At 64.4% G+C, this 20,214-nt stretch carries 19 protein-coding genes; 9 read left to right on the forward strand and 10 right to left on the reverse strand.

Going from position 1 to position 20,214, the window contains the following annotated elements; genetic code table 11:
• The first annotated feature begins 34 nt into the window (after window positions 1–34).
• The 6 genes from IEX88_RS21580 (at window position 35) to IEX88_RS21605 (ending at window position 7,407) form a co-directional block, all read left to right on the forward strand.
• Window positions 35–664 carry a DUF6088 family protein gene (locus IEX88_RS21580; RefSeq protein WP_188854548.1) on the forward strand — a complete coding sequence of 210 codons (630 nt, stop codon included), beginning with the start codon at window positions 35–37 and terminating at the stop codon, window positions 662–664.
• A complete protein-coding gene (locus IEX88_RS21585; protein ID WP_188854549.1) occupies window positions 621–1,637 on the forward strand; it encodes a nucleotidyl transferase AbiEii/AbiGii toxin family protein in 1,017 nt (338 codons plus the stop codon). The genes IEX88_RS21580 and IEX88_RS21585 overlap by 44 nt, the downstream gene beginning before the upstream one ends.
• A 25-nt stretch (window positions 1,638–1,662) precedes the next feature.
• Complete coding sequence (locus IEX88_RS21590) at window positions 1,663–3,621, forward strand: ATP-dependent nuclease (protein WP_188854550.1); 1,959 nt, start codon at window positions 1,663–1,665, stop codon at window positions 3,619–3,621.
• 4 nt (window positions 3,622–3,625) lie between these two features.
• Window positions 3,626–5,608 (forward strand): UvrD-helicase domain-containing protein, encoded by a 1,983-nt coding sequence (locus IEX88_RS21595; RefSeq protein ID WP_188854551.1) that lies wholly within the window; start codon window positions 3,626–3,628, stop codon window positions 5,606–5,608.
• Window positions 5,609–5,701: 93 nt separating this feature from the next.
• Window positions 5,702–6,319 carry a hypothetical protein gene (locus IEX88_RS21600; protein WP_188854552.1) on the forward strand — a complete coding sequence of 206 codons (618 nt, stop codon included), beginning with the start codon at window positions 5,702–5,704 and terminating at the stop codon, window positions 6,317–6,319.
• An 8-nt stretch (window positions 6,320–6,327) separates the two neighbouring features.
• Entirely contained in the window at window positions 6,328–7,407 is a 1,080-nt protein-coding gene (locus IEX88_RS21605) for a helix-turn-helix domain-containing protein (RefSeq protein ID WP_188854553.1), read from the forward strand.
• Window positions 7,408–7,977: 570 nt separating this feature from the next.
• Here the strand turns inward: IEX88_RS21605 and IEX88_RS21610 are convergent.
• Window positions 7,978–8,268 (reverse strand): hypothetical protein, encoded by a 291-nt coding sequence (locus IEX88_RS21610; RefSeq protein WP_188854554.1) that lies wholly within the window; start codon window positions 8,266–8,268, stop codon window positions 7,978–7,980.
• 172 nt (window positions 8,269–8,440) lie between these two features.
• Here IEX88_RS21610 and IEX88_RS21615 point away from each other — a divergent pair, with 172 nt between their 5' ends.
• On the forward strand, window positions 8,441–8,764 hold the full coding sequence (locus IEX88_RS21615) for a hypothetical protein (protein WP_210319317.1): 324 nt from the start codon (window positions 8,441–8,443) through the stop codon (window positions 8,762–8,764).
• 165 nt (window positions 8,765–8,929) lie between these two features.
• Here the strand turns inward: IEX88_RS21615 and IEX88_RS21620 are convergent, their stop codons facing one another.
• The 7 genes from IEX88_RS21620 to IEX88_RS21650 form a co-directional block, all read right to left on the reverse strand.
• Window positions 8,930–9,775 carry a sugar phosphate isomerase/epimerase family protein gene (locus IEX88_RS21620; protein WP_188854556.1) on the reverse strand — a complete coding sequence of 282 codons (846 nt, stop codon included), beginning with the start codon at window positions 9,773–9,775 and terminating at the stop codon, window positions 8,930–8,932.
• A complete protein-coding gene (locus tag IEX88_RS21625) occupies window positions 9,772–10,770 on the reverse strand; it encodes a fatty acid desaturase (protein ID WP_188854557.1) in 999 nt (332 codons plus the stop codon). The genes IEX88_RS21620 and IEX88_RS21625 overlap by 4 nt, the downstream gene beginning before the upstream one ends.
• Window positions 10,771–10,796: 26 nt before the next feature.
• Window positions 10,797–11,597 (reverse strand): ABC transporter permease, encoded by an 801-nt coding sequence (locus tag IEX88_RS21630; protein ID WP_188854558.1) that lies wholly within the window; start codon window positions 11,595–11,597, stop codon window positions 10,797–10,799.
• Window positions 11,594–12,433 (reverse strand): ABC transporter permease, encoded by an 840-nt coding sequence (locus IEX88_RS21635; RefSeq protein WP_188854559.1) that lies wholly within the window; start codon window positions 12,431–12,433, stop codon window positions 11,594–11,596. Before IEX88_RS21635 ends, IEX88_RS21630 begins: the two co-directional genes overlap by 4 nt.
• An 11-nt stretch (window positions 12,434–12,444) precedes the next feature.
• Window positions 12,445–13,563 carry an ABC transporter substrate-binding protein gene (locus tag IEX88_RS21640; RefSeq protein ID WP_188854560.1) on the reverse strand — a complete coding sequence of 373 codons (1,119 nt, stop codon included), beginning with the start codon at window positions 13,561–13,563 and terminating at the stop codon, window positions 12,445–12,447.
• A gap of 45 nt (window positions 13,564–13,608) precedes the next feature.
• Entirely contained in the window at window positions 13,609–14,703 is a 1,095-nt protein-coding gene (locus tag IEX88_RS21645; protein ID WP_188854561.1) for an ABC transporter ATP-binding protein, read from the reverse strand.
• Between the two features lie 125 nt (window positions 14,704–14,828).
• Entirely contained in the window at window positions 14,829–15,731 is a 903-nt protein-coding gene (locus IEX88_RS21650) for a LysR substrate-binding domain-containing protein (RefSeq protein WP_188854562.1), read from the reverse strand.
• Window positions 15,732–15,847: 116 nt separating this feature from the next.
• On the opposite strand from IEX88_RS21650, the gene IEX88_RS21655 reads away from it, so the two are divergent.
• Both IEX88_RS21655 and IEX88_RS21660 read left to right on the forward strand, forming a co-directional pair.
• The gene (locus IEX88_RS21655; RefSeq protein WP_188854563.1) at window positions 15,848–16,777 is read left to right on the forward strand and encodes a dimethylarginine dimethylaminohydrolase family protein; all 930 of its coding nucleotides are present in this window, start codon (window positions 15,848–15,850) and stop codon (window positions 16,775–16,777) included.
• Window positions 16,778–17,141: 364 nt separating this feature from the next.
• Window positions 17,142–17,789: a cupin domain-containing protein gene (locus IEX88_RS21660; RefSeq protein ID WP_244640422.1), complete on the forward strand. Its 648-nt coding sequence runs from the start codon at window positions 17,142–17,144 to the stop codon at window positions 17,787–17,789.
• A 188-nt stretch (window positions 17,790–17,977) separates the two neighbouring features.
• Here IEX88_RS21660 and IEX88_RS21665 read toward each other — a convergent pair whose 3' ends face one another.
• Both IEX88_RS21665 and IEX88_RS21670 read right to left on the reverse strand, forming a co-directional pair.
• Window positions 17,978–19,072 carry an aromatic ring-hydroxylating oxygenase subunit alpha gene (locus tag IEX88_RS21665; RefSeq protein ID WP_244640423.1) on the reverse strand — a complete coding sequence of 365 codons (1,095 nt, stop codon included), beginning with the start codon at window positions 19,070–19,072 and terminating at the stop codon, window positions 17,978–17,980.
• Window positions 19,073–19,175: 103 nt separating this feature from the next.
• Window positions 19,176–19,934, reverse strand: coding sequence for a class II aldolase/adducin family protein (locus IEX88_RS21670; RefSeq protein WP_188854564.1), 759 nt, complete (start codon window positions 19,932–19,934; stop codon window positions 19,176–19,178).
• Between the last annotated feature and the right edge of the window lie 280 nt (window positions 19,935–20,214).

Here is a 20,214-nt window from a genome sequence, read left to right on the forward strand (position 1 = left end):
AGAAAACTGCGTATATTTCTGACAGGAGATCGACATGCAACGGTTGAGCGAACAGATTTTGGCGCATGCGGGCGGATTGCCCGAGGGTACGCCCGTGTCCGCGAAGAGCTTGCTTCACCTCGGCAATCGGGCTGCGGTGGACCAGGCGTTGTCACGCCTGGCGGAGCGTGGCCAACTGATCCGCGCTGGCCGCGGCGTCTATCTGCGTCCCGTGACGAGCCGGTTTGGCACGCGGTCGCCTTCGGTGGAGCAGGCGGTCGAGGCGCTCGCCAGCCAGCGCGGTGAAGTCATCGTGTCCAGCGGCGCGGCGGCCGCCAACACCCTTGGCCTCACGACACAGGTTCCGGTCCGCTCGGTCTATTTGACCTCGGGCCGCACCCGGAAAATGAATCTCGGCAAGCAGGTAGTCGAACTGCGGCACGCACCGCGCTGGCAGCTCGCCTTGGCCAATCGGCCGGCCGGTGAGGTAGTCCGGGCGCTGGCTTGGCTTGGTCCCGAGAAGGCCGAGGCGGCGCTGTTGGCTTTGAAGCGCAAACTTCCGCAGACTACATTCAACGAGCTGGTGGCGGCGGCGCCGCAGCTTCCGACCTGGCTCGCCCGCAGCGTGGGAAAGGCGGCGCATGGCTGCCGCATTCCTCAGCCTTGCCGCCGCGGATCGCCGTGAAGTCTTGGGCGTCGCGGCCGACCGATCTGGTCGCCCCGCCCACCTGCTCGAAAAGGATGCCTGGGTGGTCTGGGCGCTTGCCGCCCTCTATGGCTCGCCCCTCGGCGAACACCTGGTCTTCAAGGGCGGCACGTCTCTATCGAAAGCCTATGGGGTCATCCATCGATTTTCCGAGGACGTCGACCTCACCTATGACATCCGCGCGCTTGCTCCCGACCTAGTGGGCGGCAACGGCGAGGCATTGCCGAACACCCGTAGCGAGGAGAAGCGCTGGTCGAGCGAGGTCCGCAAGCGACTACCCGAGTGGGTGGCGGGAACGGCGCAGCCGACCATCGCGAATGCGCTGGTCAGCGAGGGATTGGCGGCGACGATCCGTGTCGAAGACGACAAGCTGTTCATCGATTACGAGGCGACGGCGACCGGTTCGGGATATGTCGCACCGAGTGTGATGCTCGAATTCGGTGCGCGATCAACGGGCGAGCCGGCGAGTTTGCGCGACGTAGTCTGCGATGCTTCCGGCTTGGTGGAGGACGTCTTCTTCCCGACTGCCCGACCGCGCGTGATGCATGCGGAGCGGACCTTCTGGGAGAAGGCAACTGCCATCCACGTCTTCTGCCTGCAGGAGCGTTTGCGCGGTCATCGGTTCGCCCGGCACTGGCATGACGTGGCTCGACTGGATGAGGCCGGCTTCGCGGCTGCTGCTTTCGCTGATCGCGACCTGGCGACCGCCGTCGCCCGTCACAAGGCGATGTTCTTCGCGGAAAAGGCAGCGGACCGATCGCCGATCGACTACGCGGCTGCGGTCAACGGCGATCTGCAACTCGTTCCGGCCGGCGATGGCGCGAAGGCCTTGGAAGAAGATTACGCCCACATGGTTGAGGACGGCCTCCTTCTGGAGGACGCCGAGCCTTTCGAGGCGCTCATGGAGCGCTGCGCAGAGATCGCCGCACGAGCCAATAGCGCGGCAGGATAAGAAAAAAACGGGCTGGGAGACGACGGTGTACATTTCCGAAATCTATGCGAGCGGCTTCCGGTGCTTCGATCCGGCCGCGCCGTTGCAACTGAAGCTCTCTTCCGGTCTCAATATTCTCGTGGGGCCGAACGACGCCGGGAAGAGCGCGATCATCGACGCTGCCCGCTACGTCCTCTGGACACGTGGCGACGACTATATCCGCCCAGACGAACACGACTTCCACGTCGGCGTCGACGGCACGCGGGGTTGCGACTTCGTCGTGCGATGTACTTTCGACGATCTCAGCGCGGATGAGGAAGCCCGTTTTCTGGAATGGTGCACCAACGAAAAGGGGAAGCTTCGTCTGCACGTCTGCATGCGGGGCGCGCGGCGGGTTTCTCCTGGCGGCGGCAGCATCATCTCCAGCCAGCACCGAGCTGGCGCCGAAGGCGAAGGCCTGCCGCTCGACGGAGAACTGCGCGAGTATCTAAAGACCACCTATCTCAAGCCTTTGCGGGACGCCGAGCGCGAGATGCGAACAGGACGCCGGTCGCGTCTGTCGCGCATTCTCGGCGCGATGCCCACGATGGGCCCCCAGAGCAAGCCCGCCGCGCCGGGTGCCAACGCTACGCTTCACGACACGCTTGCCGCCGCTGACGCTGCGGTCCGGGGCAACGCTGTCGTAGGGGGCGTCGCCAGCAGCGTGAATACAGATTTTCTCGATAAGCTGTCGTTTGTGGATGATCGCCTCGTCGCGACGCTGGACCTCGGCGCGGGCGGGTCGTTCGATCAGATCCTCGAACGATTCGAGCTCTATCTGAACGCAAAGGCAGGTACGGAGCGCGTGCAGCGCGGGTTGGGCTATAACAACCTGCTGTTCATGGCGGCCGAGCTGCTGTTGCTTCAGTCGCATCCCGATCAGGTCCCGTTCCTGCTGATCGAGGAGCCGGAAGCGCACCTGCATCCCCAGCACCAGACGCTGTTCATGGAGGTGCTCGCTGCCCGCGCCGCCAAACCGGATCCCGAGAAGGGCGAAACCCATCAGCAGGTCCAGGTCCTGCTCACCACCCATAGCCCGCAACTCGCGGCCGGCGCTGAGCTTGAGACCATGACGATCATCGTCGGTCACCGCGCCTTTCCGTTGGGCGCGGCGCATACCCGGCTCGAAGCCGACGACTATGAGTTCCTGCGCCGGTTCCTCGACGCGACCAAGGCCAACCTGTTCTTCGCCCGCGCACTGATCGTCGTGGAGGGCGACGGCGAGCACCTGTTGCTGCCCGCGATCGCCGAGAAGCTTGGGCGTCCGCTGAGCCGCTATGGCGTCTCGCTCGTCAATGTCGGTCACCGCGGCTTGTTCCGGTACAGCCGGATACTGCAACGCAAGACCGGGAACGCGATCCCCGTGCCCGTGGCGCTGATCCCTGACAGGGATATCCCGCCCGCCGAGGCGAAATACCTCGTCGGTGATCGGAAGACCGAGAACGAGCTGACGCAGGACGAGGTCGTCGCACGGCTGAAGACGCTGCGGCGCGACGTCGGGGACCCCGTCGACGCTTTCATCGCCGACAGTTGGACGCTCGAGTTCGATCTCGCGATGCGGCCCCAGCTTGCCGAGAGCGTTCACCAGGCGGTCCAGCTCGCCAAGACCAGCAGTCGCAAGCCCGAGCGGCTTGCGACGATCGTGACGAAGGCCAGCGAAACCTACGCAGGCTGGAAGGAGGCTGGGCTCTCCACGACCGAGATCGCCGTCAAGATCTACCAGCCCGTCCACGACAAAGAGGCCTCCAAGGCCGAGGTCGCTGAGCAACTCGCTGCCATACTGCGTAAACGCACCGATACGCCGGAGCAGATGCGCGATCGGCTTCCGCCCTATCTGGTGCGCGCGATCGACTACGTGACGGGTGGCTATGTCCCCGGGGCGCCAGCGATCGTACCCGAGCCGGAAGTCGAAGACGAGGAGATCGGGGGCGCCGGGACGGAAGGCGCGGCGGCGGTGGAGGCGTAGCACCATGTTCGAAATTCTGCCGCTCACACCCGAACTGCTTGCCGAACTTGGCGACGAGCTGGGCGGCTGCGATTTCACTGATCCGAGCCAGACCGATTTCCTGGCGAAGGCCACCCCCTGTGACGTCCAGGCGGCACCCGGCAACGGCAAGACGACGCTGCTGGCCGCAAAGCTCGCGCTGCTTTCGCGCAACTGGTCGACCCGCAGGCGGGGCGTCTGCGTCATCTCGCACACCAATGCCGCGCGGACGGAGGTCGAAGATTTGATCGCCCGTCACCCGACCGCAGCGCGGCTGATGGCCTATCCTCATTTCACCGGCACGGTCACAGCGTTCATCAACCAGTACCTTGCCTTGCCCTATCTTCGAGGCCTGGGCTGGCACGTGCGCCAGATTGACGACGACGCCTTCGCGGCTGAGGCTCTGCGGCGGTATCCGGGTTGGGGCGTCCTCGACAACCTCGCCAAGAACAAGAAGCTTAAGCTGAAGCGCAGGCTCGAAGAGTGGATTTCGCTCCTCGATCTGGACTCGGGTTTCACGGACGCAGATGCAGAGCCCCGGGCGCTGGCGGTGCGCTGCCGCAAAGGGCAATGGGGCGCCCACACCGATTGCGGGAAGGCGCTCGAATCCCTCAAGGCCTCGATGGTCAAGAGCGGGCTCTATCGCTACGCCGACATGACCGCGCTCGCGTGGCGCGCGCTCCGTGAAAACCCGGCTCTCGCCGAGCGGCTTTGCGACCGCTTTCCGCTCGTCATCCTTGATGAGGCGCAGGATACCCACGGCGACCAGCTTCGGTTGCTGGAGCACGTCTTCAAGCAAGACGGAGCGGCGTTCCAGCGCCTCGGGGACAGCAATCAAACCCTGTATGACGACGATGGAGCTGCACCAGCCTATTGGACGCCGGGTCCTGGTTGCATCCCTCTCGATACGAGCCGCAGGTTCGGCGGGGAGATCGCCGGTTTTGCAAGCCGGCTGACCGCGCGCCAGGCTCAGACCATTGTGGGCCTGGGCGCACGGCCTGCGTCGCGGGTGATGTTCTTGTTCGATGAAGCCACGATCGGTGGCGTTCTCGGAGCCTTCGCCGAAGAGGCACGCACGCTGTGGGGCGGCGATTGCAGCAGCCGCGACGTCTGGGCGGTCGCATCGCGTCACAATCTGCCTGGTAAGAAAGGGGCGTGGCAGCCGAAGAGCCTTGTCGACTATCATCCCGCATATCGCAGCGAGGGCGGGTCTCGATCGAAGGCCAACCTCCTTTGCCGGCAGCTTCAGAAGGCGGCGGTACACCACGCCGCGGCGCGTCCTCCCGCAGAGGTCAGCGAGATGCTCGCCGTCGGAGTTTCCGGGCTGGCGCGCGCGCATGGCTGGAAAGCGGCGAATGATCGTCCGATTACTGCGCATAATGTCTGGCCGGTTCTGTCGCATCGCGACCTTGCGTTGCCGCGCGCTGTACGTCGACTGCTCCGGGACCATGTGCTTACCGGTGATGCGGTATGGGAGCAGGCGGCATGGCTGGCGTTCATGGCACAGCTGCTGCCACTTTTCAGTCCGCATCCTCAGGCCGCTGAGGCCGAAATCGCGGATCTATGCAGCTTCGTCGCGGATCAAAAGGCTGATCTCGCGGACCCCGAGCGCCGCTCCACGAAGCAGATGCAATTCGACGATCTCACCTTGCGGCTGGGATCGATCCACTCGGTCAAGGGCAAGAGCGTAGACGGAATTCTGGTCGTCGAGAGTGAGGTATGGAAAGGCAGTGGTGCAGACGAACGATGTATCGACCTAAGCACGGTGCTGCCCCGTGCGTTCGGCGTTACCGATCAACCATTTACTGGGGTGGCTCTCACCGCCGCGACAAACGTCTTCGTCGGCATCACCAGGCCGCGCGAGTTGCTCGGGATCGCGCTACGCAAATCCGAAGCAATAATGCTGATAGAGCCCGCCCAGGCCCAAGGGTGGAAGCTGGTAGACTTGGTAGCCGGGGCTGCGAAATAGGTCCATCGCTCCAAGCCATCACTGAAGGGCAATTGACGTGCTAACTTTTTTCTGCTCAAATGAGGGATGAAAAGTTAACAAGGCAGATTATTCATGGCGGTCCTCGCGGAAGAAATTGAAGTCGCTCCTCGCCTTGAGCAGTTGGGCGTGACTAAGAACGAGCTCCTCCAGGTGGTTCGCGCCGCGGTCGGTGCCCGTCGGAATGCCACGCCCTTCCACCCTCTTAGCGCGGGCGGACTGCTCGCCTATCTCGCAGGCACGGAACATCTGCGCCGAGTATACGTGCCGCAGGGCTGGGAGATATGTCGCCGCGACAACATCGAGTCGATCTTTCATAAGGAGATCGGCATCAAGATTGTCTACCAGAATGCTGAGCGAGCGGGAGATCCCATTTCAGACCCGATCGCGGTTTCGAAAAAGGGCGCTGGCGCAGCGCGCGCCGTCGAGCTCGGTCAGTACGACCTGTTTCCAGAAGTCCGCGAGCTGGAAGTTGCAGAGATCACGGCGGCCACATGGTACTTGTTCGTCTACGCCGTTGGCCCGGACGTCCGGGCTGAACTTTCGTGCCCGGTGGCAATCAATGACGAGCAGTTCGATCAGTTTCACGAGCGTATTCTGCTTGTGCAGAGGGGAGAATGGGACAGCCCTGACCCGCTCGCGGATGAAGCTCCGCCAGTCGAATTTGAGGTGAATGTCTCGCGTAAGATTTGACCGTTGTCATGTTTAATCATCGTAGGCTCATACTCGGCCGGAAGCGGCGAAAGATGACCGCGCGTTCGCTCGCCAATGCGGTGGGTGTCTCGCCGATCACGATTTCGCGGCTCGAAAACGGCGTGAATGAACCTGAGGAAGAAACCCTCAATGCGCTTTCACGAGTATTGGATTTCCCGCGTGAGTTCTTTTCCGCGGGCGATTTCGATGACCTGCCGGTCCAGTCGGCGAGCTTTCGGAGCCTGACGTCGATGACCGCGCGTGAGCGCGATGCGGCGCTGTCTGCCGGTACCATAGCGTTCCTCTTTAACGATTGGATCGAGGAGCGTTTTAATCTCCCCGCACCCGATGTGCCGGATCTTCGCGCCGACGCTACGCCGGAGGCGGCAGCACAGGCTGTCCGCGAATATTGGGGCTTAGGTCAGCAACCCGTTCCCAGCATGGTGAAACTACTGGAGGCCAAGGGTGTGCGCGTTTTTTCGCTTTGCGAGGACACCAAGACCGTCGATGCCTTCTCATGCTGGAGGAATTCGCAGCCCTTCGTATTCCTGAACACCTTCAAATCGACCGAGCGAAGTCGATTCGACGCTGCTCATGAGCTTGGACATTTGGTCATGCACCGGCACGGTGAGCAGCAAGACAGCAGGCAGGCCGAGAACGAGGCGGACCAATTCGCGTCACACTTTCTCATGCCTCAAGACGACCTCGCAAGCCGCATCCGCTACGTCACGGGGTTGGAGGAACTCATACGAGCAAAGAAACGATGGGGCGTTTCGGTAGCAGCTCTGACGTATCGACTGAACAAGATGGGCATCGTCAGCGAATGGCAAAATCGGACGTTCAATATCGAGATTTCTCGGCGAGGATATCGCTCCCACGAGCCTGAAGGTCTGAAGCCAGAGTGCTCTGTCGTCTGGCCTCAGGTGCTGGGTGCCCTATGGAACGAGCGCACCACGCGTGACCATATTGCGGCGGCACTACATCTGCCAACGCATGAACTCGAAAGTGTTCTGTTTCGTCTTGTTGACGGTGTGGTCCGTCGTGGCCCGGAAAACCGCGGTACGGACATTAGGCTGGTCAAGGCGTAGGATAGTAAGAAAGGCTCAGCGTGGATGAAGGTACACCCGAACGGCTGAGGCGCATCTGGAATCAGAAGGAAATCCCTGTCCTGCTGAGGCGGGGGGCGGGTCACCGACTTCGTATGCGGCTGCCATTTGATCCTGAGAACAGAGCCTGGATACGCCAGGAGCGACGATCGAACCCGGAGTGGGATCAGCAGCGCCGCTTTTGGGAAATTCCGCAGGCATGGTTTAATGCTCTCGTAGCGCAGTGTCTCGAGAAGTACGGCAAAGTTTATATAGTCCAGCCGTATCGGGAGCAGGAGAAGTGCGCGCCCGCCTGTTGGAACGCGACCGGCGATGAATGTCAGTGCTCCTGTATGGGGGAGCACCATGGCATGCATAGCCCAGCAGGAAAGTGGAAAGTCGTGTCCGACACCTTCGCCACCTCCTGGGCAGATCAGGAGCTCGCATGTCGCCTGGTCGAGCGGAAGGCTTGAGCGATGCGGGCGATGGGCGGGCGGATGAAGGAACCTCGCTTGCGTGCCGATAGATGGCGGAAGGTAGTTTTCGAGAATTGGGCGAAAAAAACCAATGTTTTCATAAGCGCTGTTTTTTGACGGGTTGGCTGACGGTATGGCGGCGACTAGAAATATTTTTAGTGAGATAAATCAAATGATTACAAGCCTCGTAAACAATCGAGTGGGAGTGACAGCCACAAACGGCGGCAGATCGCGGATTCTGCAGTAGTTTTCGTTCTGATGCTTCCACCATGTACGCCGTCCCTGCGTTGGGGCCGGCGACGAACTCCGCCTGTTCTCTCGCGCTGATGGCAATCTGCTTCAGCCGGAGGGGGTGATCCAGCGTGCGTGGCACATAGGCAGGATCCATTACTATCGAGACCAGTGGTCGAAAGCAGCATCATCAAGCTGCCAAGGCCGACCTTGTTTGGCGCGTCGTGGAATATCGATTCCCATCGACTTTCCCTTTGGACAATGCAAGAAGGGCGGGCATCGATTTCCTATGCATCGGAGGACAGGGCATGATTCTTAAAAGTGTTCGCATGAGCGTTGCTGCAATCTCTTTCGGCGTCGCCGGAATCGGAATGATGGCCACGGCTGCTCAAGCTGAAGAGTTCTCTTTCACCGCGACCAATACAACAAAATCGAACATCACCGAAGTCTTCGTCTCCGAGAACAAGGGCGAATGGGGTTATTTCGACATCGGCAGCGGCATCAAGCCGGGTGCGACGGTCAATCTCGTGTGGGATCAGAGCACAAACAGCGAAGGCTGCTCGCAGTGGGTCAAGGCCGCCTATGCAGACGGCAGCGAGTCGGAGCCCGCCAAGTTTGACTTCTGCGAAAACGGCCTCGAGATCGAGTTCTAAGATAATCTTCGGCAAGGCGTGACGACAGGCTCGGCAGGTTACCTCACGGTGACCTGCCGTTTTGTTTGGGGCGCCTGGATCAGTTGGCGCCATGCGGAAGAGTTCTCCTGCGTTGCTTAGGCGTCCTGTCGCTCACAGGCGCTGCCGCTTCTTTCCCCGGGAGTCTCAGGGCGAAAGCAGGCCCGTCCACCGCGCCCGGACCAGTTCGCGCAAGGCCAACGCTTCGGCGCCGCGATCAGAGAGTTCGCAGTCGTCCGCGCCGGTGATCGCGTAAGGGCGGGGGCCGAGTTCGCAGAGGAAGACGAGGTCTTGCCGCTCGTTGCCGGGGCGGGCGCGCCAGTGGCGGAAACCTTCGTCCCACCAGGAGAGGAAGAGGTCGAGCCAGGGTCTGTGCTGCGGGAAGCCGATCGGGACCTGCACCTGGCAGCGCGTGGCGATGCGGCCCTGGAAGGAATCGGAGCGGGCGAGGAGGCGGGAGACGTAGGCGGCCAGTTCCGGCTCCAGCGGCAGCATCATCTCGCGGTCGACGACATAGTGCGAGAGGTCGGCCGAGAGCCGCATTTCGGGGATGGCATCGATCAGCTGCAGGGTCGCGAACAGGTCGTTGGTGATGCAGTTGCGGTGCGTCTCGAACTGGATCGGCACGCTTTCCTCTTCCGAGATCTTCAGCCATTCGCGGATCACCGGAATCATGCCGTCGACGCTGACCGGCATGACCTGGCCAACCACCACGACGAAGGGCGAGCCGATGTCTTTCGCCAGATGCAGCGCCGGCCGCAACTCTTCGATCGAGCGCGGGAAGGCGGTCAGCAGGGCGGCGAGGCCCGAGCGGGCAAACTCCGGTACCACGGCCCAAGCGGTCGCCAAGTCCATGGCGCCGAGGTCGATGGCCATGCCGTCGAAGCCGGCCGCCTTCACCTGGTCGAAGCGCTCGGATATCGGCGCTTCGGCGACGCCCGGCAGGCGCTGCTCCGTTGCCCAGAGCGACTGGTAGAAGCGCAACTGGCTCACGCGGCGGCCGCGGGGCGGGGGGCCACGGGCTCGAGATCGGTGTCGTCGCTGATCCAGATCCGGTCGTCGGGATAGTCGGCCTCGGTGCGGCCGTTCCAGAACGCCTTCACCACCGCCCATTGGAAGCCGAGATAGGTCATCGACGGCGGCTTCCTGTCCTTCTCGACGAAGATCTCCTGGTGCAGTGTCGGCAGGGTGTAGCAGGGCACGCCGGGGAACGCGTGGTGGGCGGTGTGGTACTGCATGTTCCAGCACAGCCAGCGCATCACGGCATTGGTCCGGGTCGAGCGGGTGTTCTGGGTGATCGCGTCGACATGCGGCAGGCCGAGATGCTCGATGGTGTTCTGCAACTGGTGTACCGGCTTCAGGGCCAGCATCGGCAGGAGCCAGAGCTGCACCGCCAGCCAGCTGCCCGTGGCAAGCGAGATCGCGGCGATGGCGACGTAGCCGGCAAGGTGCCAGCGGGCCTCGCGGATCACCTGCGGCTTGCGGTCATCGGGGATGTAGTGCTCGGAGACGATGCCGAGGGAAAAGCGGATGATTCGGCGCACGCGCGTGTACCAGTAGGTCGGGCCGAACACCCAGAGCAGGTAGGACGACAGCGTATAGCGCGGCCGGCCGAGCTCGCCGTCATTGTCCCAGTCCTGGGTGAAGCGGTGATGGGCGAAATGCTGGATCTGGTCGAAATCCCGGGGGTAGATCAGGACGAAGCCGAACAGGCGGCCGAACACCTCGTTGATCTTCTTGGTCCGGAACACCGTCCAGTGGCTGAGTTCGTGCTGGCCGGCATAGAGGAAGTTGATGAGGATGCCGTGCGCGACGAACGCCGGCACCGCCCACCATGTGCCCCAGGTGAGCGCGAGCGCGACGCCCGTAACCATCAGTGCGCCGAGATGGCCGCCGACCTGCATAAAGCCGCGCGCATCCGATTTCACGCTGAGCACCTTGAGCCGGGCGGGGCTGATCATGTCGCGCCGGCCGAATACCTCGTCCATGTGAAGGTCCTTTCGAGAGATTAGGCTTAAGGGTCGGCGCGCTCGAAGAGCATCCGGCCGAGGAGGATGAGGGCGGTGACCACGATCAGCACCACGGAGAGGGCGGCGACCGCCGGGTCGATGTTGTCGCGCACGCCCATCCACATCAGCCGCGGCAGGGTGATGGCGTCGACCGAGGTGACGAAGAGCGTGACGCCGATCTCCTCCCAGGACATGACGAAGGTGAGGAGGAGGGCGGTGAGGATGCCGAACCTGATGTTCGGCAGGATGACGTGGAAGGCGCGGCGCGCGACCGAGGCGCCGAAACCGCGCGCGGCGAGGTCGATGCGCCGGTCGACGCCGGCGAGCGCCACCAGGATCATCACCACGGCGAAGGGCACGATCATCACGACATGGGCGAGAACGACGCCGAGCCAGCTGTCGTAGCCGATCGTTTCGGAGACCTGCGACAGCGAGGTGAGGAGGAAATACAGCGTCATCGCCGAAACCACCGGCGGCACGATCATCGGCAGGAGCACGAAGCCTACGAGGAGTGCGGCAAAACGCGGGCGGACCATCCAGATGCCGAGCGAGAACGCGGTGGCGAGCGCGGTGGCGATGACGCTGGAGACGACGCCGATGCGCAGCGACAGGAGAAAACTGTCCATCCAGGCGGGATTTTCGAGCAGCGCGCGGTAGTGCACCAGCGACAGCGTGCCCTTCGGCATCGACAGGAAGCGGGCCGGCGTGAAGGAGATCGGCACCACCGCGAGCAAGGGCATCAGCAGGAACAGCGCGACGAGGGCGCCGAGGACGAGCGCCACCGGGCCGGGGCGGGAGGCCGTCATTTCGCGCCTCCGACCAAAGCGGGTTTGGCGTATCTGAACAGCAGCGCCATCGTCAGGGCGACGATCGCCACCATCGTCACCGAGAGCGCGGCGCCAAGGCCCCAGTCGGGGCTCTGGAACATCCGGATGTAGACGAGCTCGGCCATCATCACGCTGCGGCCGCCGCCGAGGATCGCCGGCGTGACGAAGAAGCCGAGGGCGAAGACAAAGACGACGAGCGCCGCCCCGGCGATGCCCGGCAGCGTCATCGGCACGAAGACCGACCAGAACAGCCGGAGCCGCGAGGCGCCCATGCCGCGGGCGGCGAGCAGCACCCGCTCGTCGAGCCCGCGCATCGAGGACGCGATCGGGAAGACGGCGAAGGGAATGAGGAAATGCACCATGCCGACGATGACGCTGAATTCCTGGCCGGTCAGGGCCAGCGGCTGGCTGACGATGCCGGCGGCCTGCAGCCAGGTGTTGAGGAGCCCGCGGTTGGAGAGAAGCGCCAGCCAGCCGAAGGCGCGCGTCAGCACCGAGATCCAGAACGGGATGAGGATGCAGAATGCGGCCAGCCGCCGCTGCCAGCGTTTTCCGCGCACCCAGACATAGGTGATCATGTAGGCGGCGACGACCGAGAACAGGGTCACGATGGCACCGATGCGGAAGGTGCGCAGGAGCACCGACTGCACCAGCGGGTCGCTGCCGAGCTTGGCATATTGGGTGAGGCCCGGCTCGGGCTCGGTGACGCTCCACCGGGCGATGCCGAGGAAGGGGACGATGTAGGCGAAGAGGAGGAACGCCAGCAAGGGCAGCATCAGAAGGAGGGCCGTCCGGGCTGGCGTTCTTCCGTTCATGGTGATCGCTCTCAGGCCGAGATGATCTTGGTGTACTCGTCGAGCGCGGCGCCATAGTTCTCGGCGTACCAGGGCATGTCGAGCGCCACCTGCTTGCCGGCATTGGCCGGATCCATCGGGTTGATGCGCTTCTTGTCCTCGGGGATCATCGCGTCGGCGGCCGGATTGGCCGGGCCCTGGCCCAGCATGTCGAACATCACCAGCTGCTTCTTCGGATCCTGGGTCGAGGCGATGAACTTCATCGCATTGTCCTTGCCGCCGGGATTGCCCTTGATGACGCCGAGCGCGCCGGGCGAGATCAGGCCCTGGTCCCAGATGAATTTGATCGAGCCGCCGGAATCCTTTTCGAGGATCGAGGCTCTTGTCGACCAGATCAGCGCCATCGAGGCATCGCCCGAGAGCAGCACCTGCTGGCTCTCCGCACCGCCGCCCCAGTAGGAGACGATGTTTTCCTTGAAGGCCGCGATCTTGTCGTGCGCGCGCTTGAGGTCGAGCGGGTAGAGTTCTTCCGGCTTGACGCCGTCGCCCATCAGCGCGGCTTCCCACATCGCCGCGCCCCATTTGTACATCGAGCGCTTGCCGGGAAATTTCGCGACGTCGAAGAAGTCCGCCATGCCGGTCGGCGCCATGTCGCCGAAGCGCGAGGAATCATAGGCGATGATGTAGGAGAAGAAGTAGGTCGACGGCGCGTAGTCCCAGAAGAAGCCGTCCCGCAGCTTCGCCTTGTCGACGATGGAATAGTCGATCTCCTCCATCATGCCCTGCTTGCCGAGCGAAATGGCCGAGAAGGGGTCGGCGTCGACGATGTCCCAGGTCGGCTTGCCGCTCTTGAACTGCGCGGTGATGGCGCCCTCGGTCGGGCCGGTGCCGTCTTCCTTGATGGTGATGCCGGTCTCGGCCAGGAACGGCTTCCCATAGGCCTCGTCATAGGCCTTGATCGCGTCGCCGCCCCAGTTGACGAGAACGAGATCCTTCACTTCCTGCGCGAAGGCACCGCCGGAACGCAGGAGCCCCGGCGCGCCGCCGAGCAGCATCGCCGCCAGTTGGGTGAAGCGGCGGCGGCTGATCTCGCCGCGGCGGGTCTTCGCCGCGAGGATTTCGAGGCAGTCTTTCTGGAAGGCTTCGTTCATGGCGTTTCCCCTTGGTGTGGCGTTGCGGATCTCATTTCTGAAAGGTCAGCTATTCGGCGGCAGCAGGAATCCCTTGTGTTTCGGCCAGCTGACCCGGATGTCGCCGCCCTCTCTCAGCGCTGCCTCGCCGGCGTGCTCGGTCGGCAGCGTGATAGTCAGCGGCGTGCCGCCGGCGGTCGTGAGCGCAAGGCGCGTCGCCGGGCCGAGATAGGTGGCCGAGGTCACGCGGGCGGCGAGGACGTTGTCGGCGTCGGAGTGGACGCCGTTGGCGAGCTTCAGGTGCTCCGGCCGGACGGCGAGGATCGCATTGGGGCCGGCGACTTCATGCGGCGGGGCGCACAGCCGGACGTCCTCGAACCGGCCGCTGGCGGAGGCGTCGGCATGGTCGACGGCGGTCAGCGGCAGAAAGTTGATCTCGCCCAGAAACTCCGCGACGAAACGGTTTTCCGGCTTCTCGTAGACGGCCTGCGGGGTGCCGACCTGCAGGAGCCGCCCGTGGTCGAAGATGGCGACGCGGGAGGAGAGCGACAGCGCCTCGCTCTGGTCGTGGGTGACGAAGACGAAGGTGGTGCCGAGCTCCTGGTGCAGCCGGCGGACCTCCTCCTGCATCAGCCCGCGCAGATGCTTGTCGAGCGCCGAAAAGGGCTCGTCGAGGAGCAGCAGCGACGGCTCGAACACCAGCGCCCGGGACAGCGCGACACGCTGCTGCTGACCGCCGGAGAGTTTGGCAGGCAGTTTGTTCCGGTGGGCCTCGAGGTCGACGCGATCGATCATGCGGGAAACCCGCTCGGCGATCTCCGCCCGGGGGCGGCCACGGACCTTCAGCGGGAAGGCAATGTTCTCGGCGACGGTCATGTGCGGGAACAGGGCGTAGCCCTGGAACACCATGCCGAAGGCGCGCTCCTCGGCGGAGATCCCGGTGATGTCCCGGCCGCCGCGCATCAGCCGGCCGGCGCTCGGCGCCTCGAAGCCAGCGAGGATCATCAAAAACGTGGTCTTGCCCGAGCCGGAGGGGCCGAGCAGCGTCAGGAACTCGCCGTCGCGGATGGTCAGCGAAACATCCTTCAGGGCCGGGTAGGTCCCGAAAGACTTGTCGATGCCGATCGCCTCGACGTCGGCTTCCTCTGGCGTGGCTGGCATGGCGAGCCCTTCCGTTTGGAAAAGACTAGGCGGCGCCGAACCTCACGACAAATGATCTATTTCGCGACTTCCGGCAAAATTCCTTCACCCCAGTGGCGCGCATTGCGGCGCAGTCTGAGAGGATTCTAAGCAGGCCGCATCCCTGGCGCACTCTGCGTCAGGCGGGTGCGCAGCCAGTCGCAGAAGGCGAGCAGGGCCGGGTTGCCGGTGCGGTGGTGCTCGACCACGAGATAATACGCCCGCGCTGAGCGAAGGGCGAGATCGAAGGGGCGGACGAGCTGGCCGGCATCGAGCGCGGCTCGGCAGGTCAGCTCGTCGCCCATGGCGATGCCCTGGCCGGCGGCGGCCGCGGCGAGGACGAGGTTCATGTCGGAGAACACGACGCCCGTCTCGCTTTCCGGCGAGGGATAGCCGGCGGCCGCGAACCACTGCGTCCAGTCGCCATGGTCGCCGAGATGCAGCAGCGTCGCGCGAAAAATGTCCTCCGGCACGGCAATGCCGCCGATGCGGTTGAGGAGGCCCGGGCTGCACAGCGGGGTAAACTCCACCTGCGCCAGGAGTTCCACCGAATGGCCGGGCCAGACGCCGTCGCCGAAGGCAATGAACAGGTCCATGTCGGGATGGGTAACGTCGTCGAGCCGGCGGGGCGTCGCGATCTTCAGCGCGACGTCGGGATAGAGCGCGAGGAACTCGCCGAGATGGGTGCAGAGCCAGAGCGAGGCGAGGCCCGGCGTGCAGCTGACGTTGAGCGCGCCGCGTATGCCGCGGTCGCCATACTGGATGGCGGCGTCGCCGATCAGCGTCAGCGCCTTGCGCACGTCGCCGGCATAGCGCCGCCCCTGCGGCGTCAACGCGACGCCCTTGCCGAGGCGGCGGAGCAGGTCGAAGCCGAGGTCACGTTCGAGGAGGCGTAGCTGGTGGCTGACGGCGCTGCGGGTGAGGTTCAACTCCTCGGCGGCCCGCCAGACGCTGCCATGCCGGGCAAAGCTTTCGAGCGAGCGCAGCGCCTGGGTCGAGGGAATGCGCATGGGGCCTCCGGTGAACAGAATTTGCGCCAAGCGGCAAAATTCATCGCTTTTCGCCCGCGCATTTCACCGCTTATGCAGGAGGGAGACAAGCGGATTTTCGGGATGGAGCCGAGCCGATGACGCGCCACGAATCCTTCGACGAAGGCTTTTCCCTCCAGCGCCGCCGCCCCGAGGGCGGCACCCCGAGGCTGGAAGCGTTCGGCTTCCGCAACGAGACGGATGTGTTGACCGATGTGCTGCTCGGCTCGCCGGCGCATCTCCGCCACCTCGCCACCAGTTCGCTGTCGCGAAAACACCTGCGCGAGAACCCGTGCAACATCCAGATCGCCCAGGCGCAGCACAAGGACCTCGTCGCCGCCTATGAAAGCTTTGGCGTCACGATCCACCGGCACGCGCCGGAGCCGGAACTGCCGATGCAGGTCTATGCCCGCGATTCCAGCGTGATGACGCCCTATGGCGCCGTGATCACCGCCATGGCCGACTGGTGGCGGCGCGGCGAGAACTACGCCGCCATCCGCACCTACGAAAAACTCGGCATCCCGATCTACGACATGGTCACATCAGGCACCTTCGAGGGCGGCGACTTCAACGTCATCGAGGACGGCGTGGTGCTGATCGGCTGCGGCGGCGCGCGCACGCAGGAGGAGGGCGCCCGGCAGGTCGAGGGATGGTTCAGGAAGGAGGGATGGGAGACGCGGCTCGCCTTCTTCGACGAGTTCTACGTCCACATCGACCTGATGGTGGTGCCGATCGCCGAGAAGCTCACCGCCGTCTGCCTCGACTCCACCGAGCCAGGCATCGTCGACTGGCTGAAGGCCAAGGGCCACGAGATCATCGACGTGCCCTTCCGCGACACGATGGATCTCGGCTGCAACTTCATGTCGCTCGGCAAGGCAAGGGTCATCGCGCCGCGCTCGAGCCAGGTGCTGATCGGCCGCCTGAAGGCGCTCGGCTTCGAGGTCGCCGAGGTCGACATGTCGGAAATCTCCAAGACCGGCGGCGGCATCCACTGCATGGCCCAGGCGCTGCGCCGCGTGCCGGGATAGGGAGCGACGGCGACGCTCTTCTTCTCCCCTCCGGGGAGAAGGGACCGGCAGGCCGAAGAGGGGCGCCGAAGGCGATCGACGCTGCCGGTCTGTTCCTGAGACGGTGCCGGCTGCGCCGCCCCTCATCCCGCTGCCGCGACCTTCTCCCCGGAGGGGAGAAGAACAGGCTTCACCGTTTGCGCCCGATTACACCTGAGTCTCCCAATCCCTGCATCCACGGTTCACCTCCCACGCCGCGGCAGCCTCCCCGCGCCTTGCCAGCCCCGCTCGGCCGGGTGTATTCATCGGCGTGAAAATCGTCCGCCGTCCCGGCCGCCGCCCAGCGTGTCCGCCTCCGTTTTCCACACCGTTGCAAGGGTTTTTCGTGAACGAGCAGCCCACGGATCTTCATCGGCCTGACGCCGAGCCGGCCGGCGAGGCGCCTTCGGGCGAGGCCGCCGCCGCCGATCCGGTCGCCGTGCTCGGGCCGCTGATCCGCGAACGACGCAAGGGGCTCGGCCTCACCCTTTCCGACGTCGCCAGCCGCAGCGGCCTCTCCGTCGGCCATCTTTCCCAGGTCGAGCGCGGCCTGTCGACGCCGACGATCCGGCAGCTGCAGCAGATCGCCGAGACCATGGGCGTGACCATCGGCTGGTTCTTTCGCGCCGAGGCAGGGGCGTCGGAGGAGGCGGAAGGCGGGGTCGTCGTGCGCGCCGGCCGTCGCCGCAAGATGGAGATGACCAGCCTCGGCATCACCGACGAGCTTCTGGTGCCGAACCTCGACGGCGCGCTGGAACTCCTCTTCTGCACCCTGCAGCCGGGCGCCGGCGCCGGGCCCGAGGCCTACACCCATGAAGGCGAGGAAGCGGGCCTGGTACTCGCGGGCGAGATGGAGCTCTGGGTCGAGGACGAACGCTACCATCTGCGCACCGGCGACAGCTTTGCCTTCGCCAGTACCCGCCCGCACCGCTACCGCAATTCCGGCAGTACCGAGCTGAAGCTGGTCTGGGCGATCACGCCGCCGAGTTATTGAGGGTGGCGGTTTCTGTCGTGTAGCGGCGGTCCACCCCCCTCTGCCCTGCCGGGCATCTCCCCCTCAAGGGGGGAGATCGGCAGCTGCGACGCCGGCGAGGATCGATCTCCCCCCTAGAGGGGGAGATGGGCGGCAGCCCAGAGGGGGGCGAACTGCCGCCGCTTGTCCGAATTGCCCGACCCTAGCGTCTACTCCGCCGCCACCTGCCGCGCCGCCGGCGCGGGATCCGCCAGCGCATCCCTCACCATGTTCTGAAAACCCAGAACGCCATGCTCGTATTTCGGCGAGACGGGCCCGCGCTGGTAGACGCCGGCATTCAGGTTGCGCTGGACGCCGAGGATGATGTCGATGTCTTCCGAGACGATCTGCGCCGACCATTCGGCCGACTGGCGATTGGCTTCCGCCTTTTCGGGCGAGACGTCGGTGAAGAAATACCAGTTGATGTGACGGATGCGCCCCGGGCCGAGCGGCTCCACCGTGGCGATCGAGGAGCCCCAGTCGTAGAGGTTCAGCATCAACACGGGGAAGCGGTAGAAATAGAGGCCGCGGGTCAGGCCGCCGTCGCGCGCCGGGGCGTGCAGGTGGAAGAACTTTTCGTCGTAATGGACGTCGATCTTGTACTGGTTGATGTCCATCGAGGCGCAGAGACCCGGATGCATGGTCTGACAGTGGTAGCATTCGAGATAGTTGTCGCCGTAGGTCTTCCAGTCGACGTCGACGTCGCGGTCCTTCGACATGAAATAGTGCTGCTGTTCCAGCGGATAGTCGGCGGCCATGGTGTCGATGGCGCCGAGCCATTCCCGCAGGCTTTCGCCGCCGCGCTCGATGCGCAGGAAGACGAGCCCCCGCCATTCCGCGCAGTCGACGGGGTAGAGGCCCCATTCGACCGGGTCGAAGCTGTGGTCCCCGCCGAAATCGCGGGCGCGCTTCAACAGGCCCGCACGGTCGAACCCCCAGGAATGGTAGGGGCAGACGATCAGCTTGCCGCAATGCCCGCTGGCCCCGCCGACGAGCTCGGCGCCGCGGTGGCGGCAGACATTGTGGAAGGCCCTGACCACGCCGTCGTCGCCGCGCAGGGCGAAGACGGAATAACCGGCGACCGTGCCGCGGACGTAGTCGCCGGGGTTCGGGATCTTCTCCGACCAGGAGAACAGCATCCAGTTCTTCGTGAAGATTTTTGCCCGCTCCTGCGCAAACGTGTCTTCGCTGGAATAGGCTTTGGCCGGCAGGGTCCAGGTGAGGGCGGAGGGGGCGAACTGCGGGGTCATGTCGACGAGGGTCACGGTGGTCTCCTGCCCGAGGGGCTGCAGCCAAAGGTCTTGCCAGTTCGATGATGGTCAGGTCGGACCTATTCGGTCCGTTTTTCCAGCTCAGTTCTTGCCTGCTTCAGTTCTTGTAGGACGGGTCGATGGCGTCGATCGTGCGGAGATGCGCCGCCCATTCGAGCTGAAGGTCGCCGTCGTCGAAGGCCATCTGGTCGAACTGCTCGGTGACCCGACGGCCGACCGCATCCGAGACCTCGACCAGCGGTCGGCCCATCGACAATGTCGCGACCTGGATCTCGCAGGCGGCGTTCAGATAGAACATCGAGTTGAACATCTCGGCGGCGGAGCGGCCGACGGCGATCAGACCGTGATTGCGCAGGACCAGCGCCGGATGGTGGCCGAGATCGGCGACGATGCGGTCGCGCTCGGTGTGATCGAGCGCGATGCCCTCATAGTCGTGGTAGCCGATGCGGCCGTAGAACTGCAGCGCGATCTGGTTCAGCGGCAGGAGCCCCTCCTGCAGCGACGATACGGCCACGCCGGCGCGGGTGTGGGTGTGCATGACGAAGGTGGCGTCGTGCCGGGCGGCGTGGATGGCGCTGTGGATGGTGAAGCCGGCCGGGTTCACCCGCGCCGCCGAGCCGTCGACCTTGTTGCCGTCGACGTCGATCTTGACCAGCGACGAGGCGGTGATCTCCTCCCAGCGATAGCCATAGGGGTTGATCAAAAAGCGGCCCTCCTCGCCCGGCACCCGCGCGGTGATGTGGGTGTAGATGAGGTCGGTCATCTTGAAATGCGCGGCGAGCCGGTAGCAGGCGGCGAGCTCGACGCGCGTCTGCCACTCGGCATCCTGGCTGGCGACGAGGGAATGCATGGTCATGGCCCGCTCCGGCTTCATCTGGGTGAAATTAACTTCATCATTTCGGCGGAGCCTTGGCAAGGGGCCCGTTGCTGCCCGTTGCGACATGAAAAGGCTGCGATGACGCCCGATGCAGGAGCCATCGCGGTGCCCCTGACTTCCAAGCAGGCGCCACGTCGACACCGATTCTCCCCAACGGGGAGAAGGTCGCGGCATGTCCTGCCCTGATAGAGTGGTGACATTTCAGCCCGGATGGATGGGTGACACTTTGTTGGCTGGGAGGACCGGTCGATGGGGTGGC

Source organism: Aureimonas glaciei (assembly GCF_014643375.1).
In the GTDB taxonomy this organism is placed as follows: Bacteria; Pseudomonadota; Alphaproteobacteria; order Rhizobiales; family Rhizobiaceae; genus Plantimonas; species Plantimonas glaciei.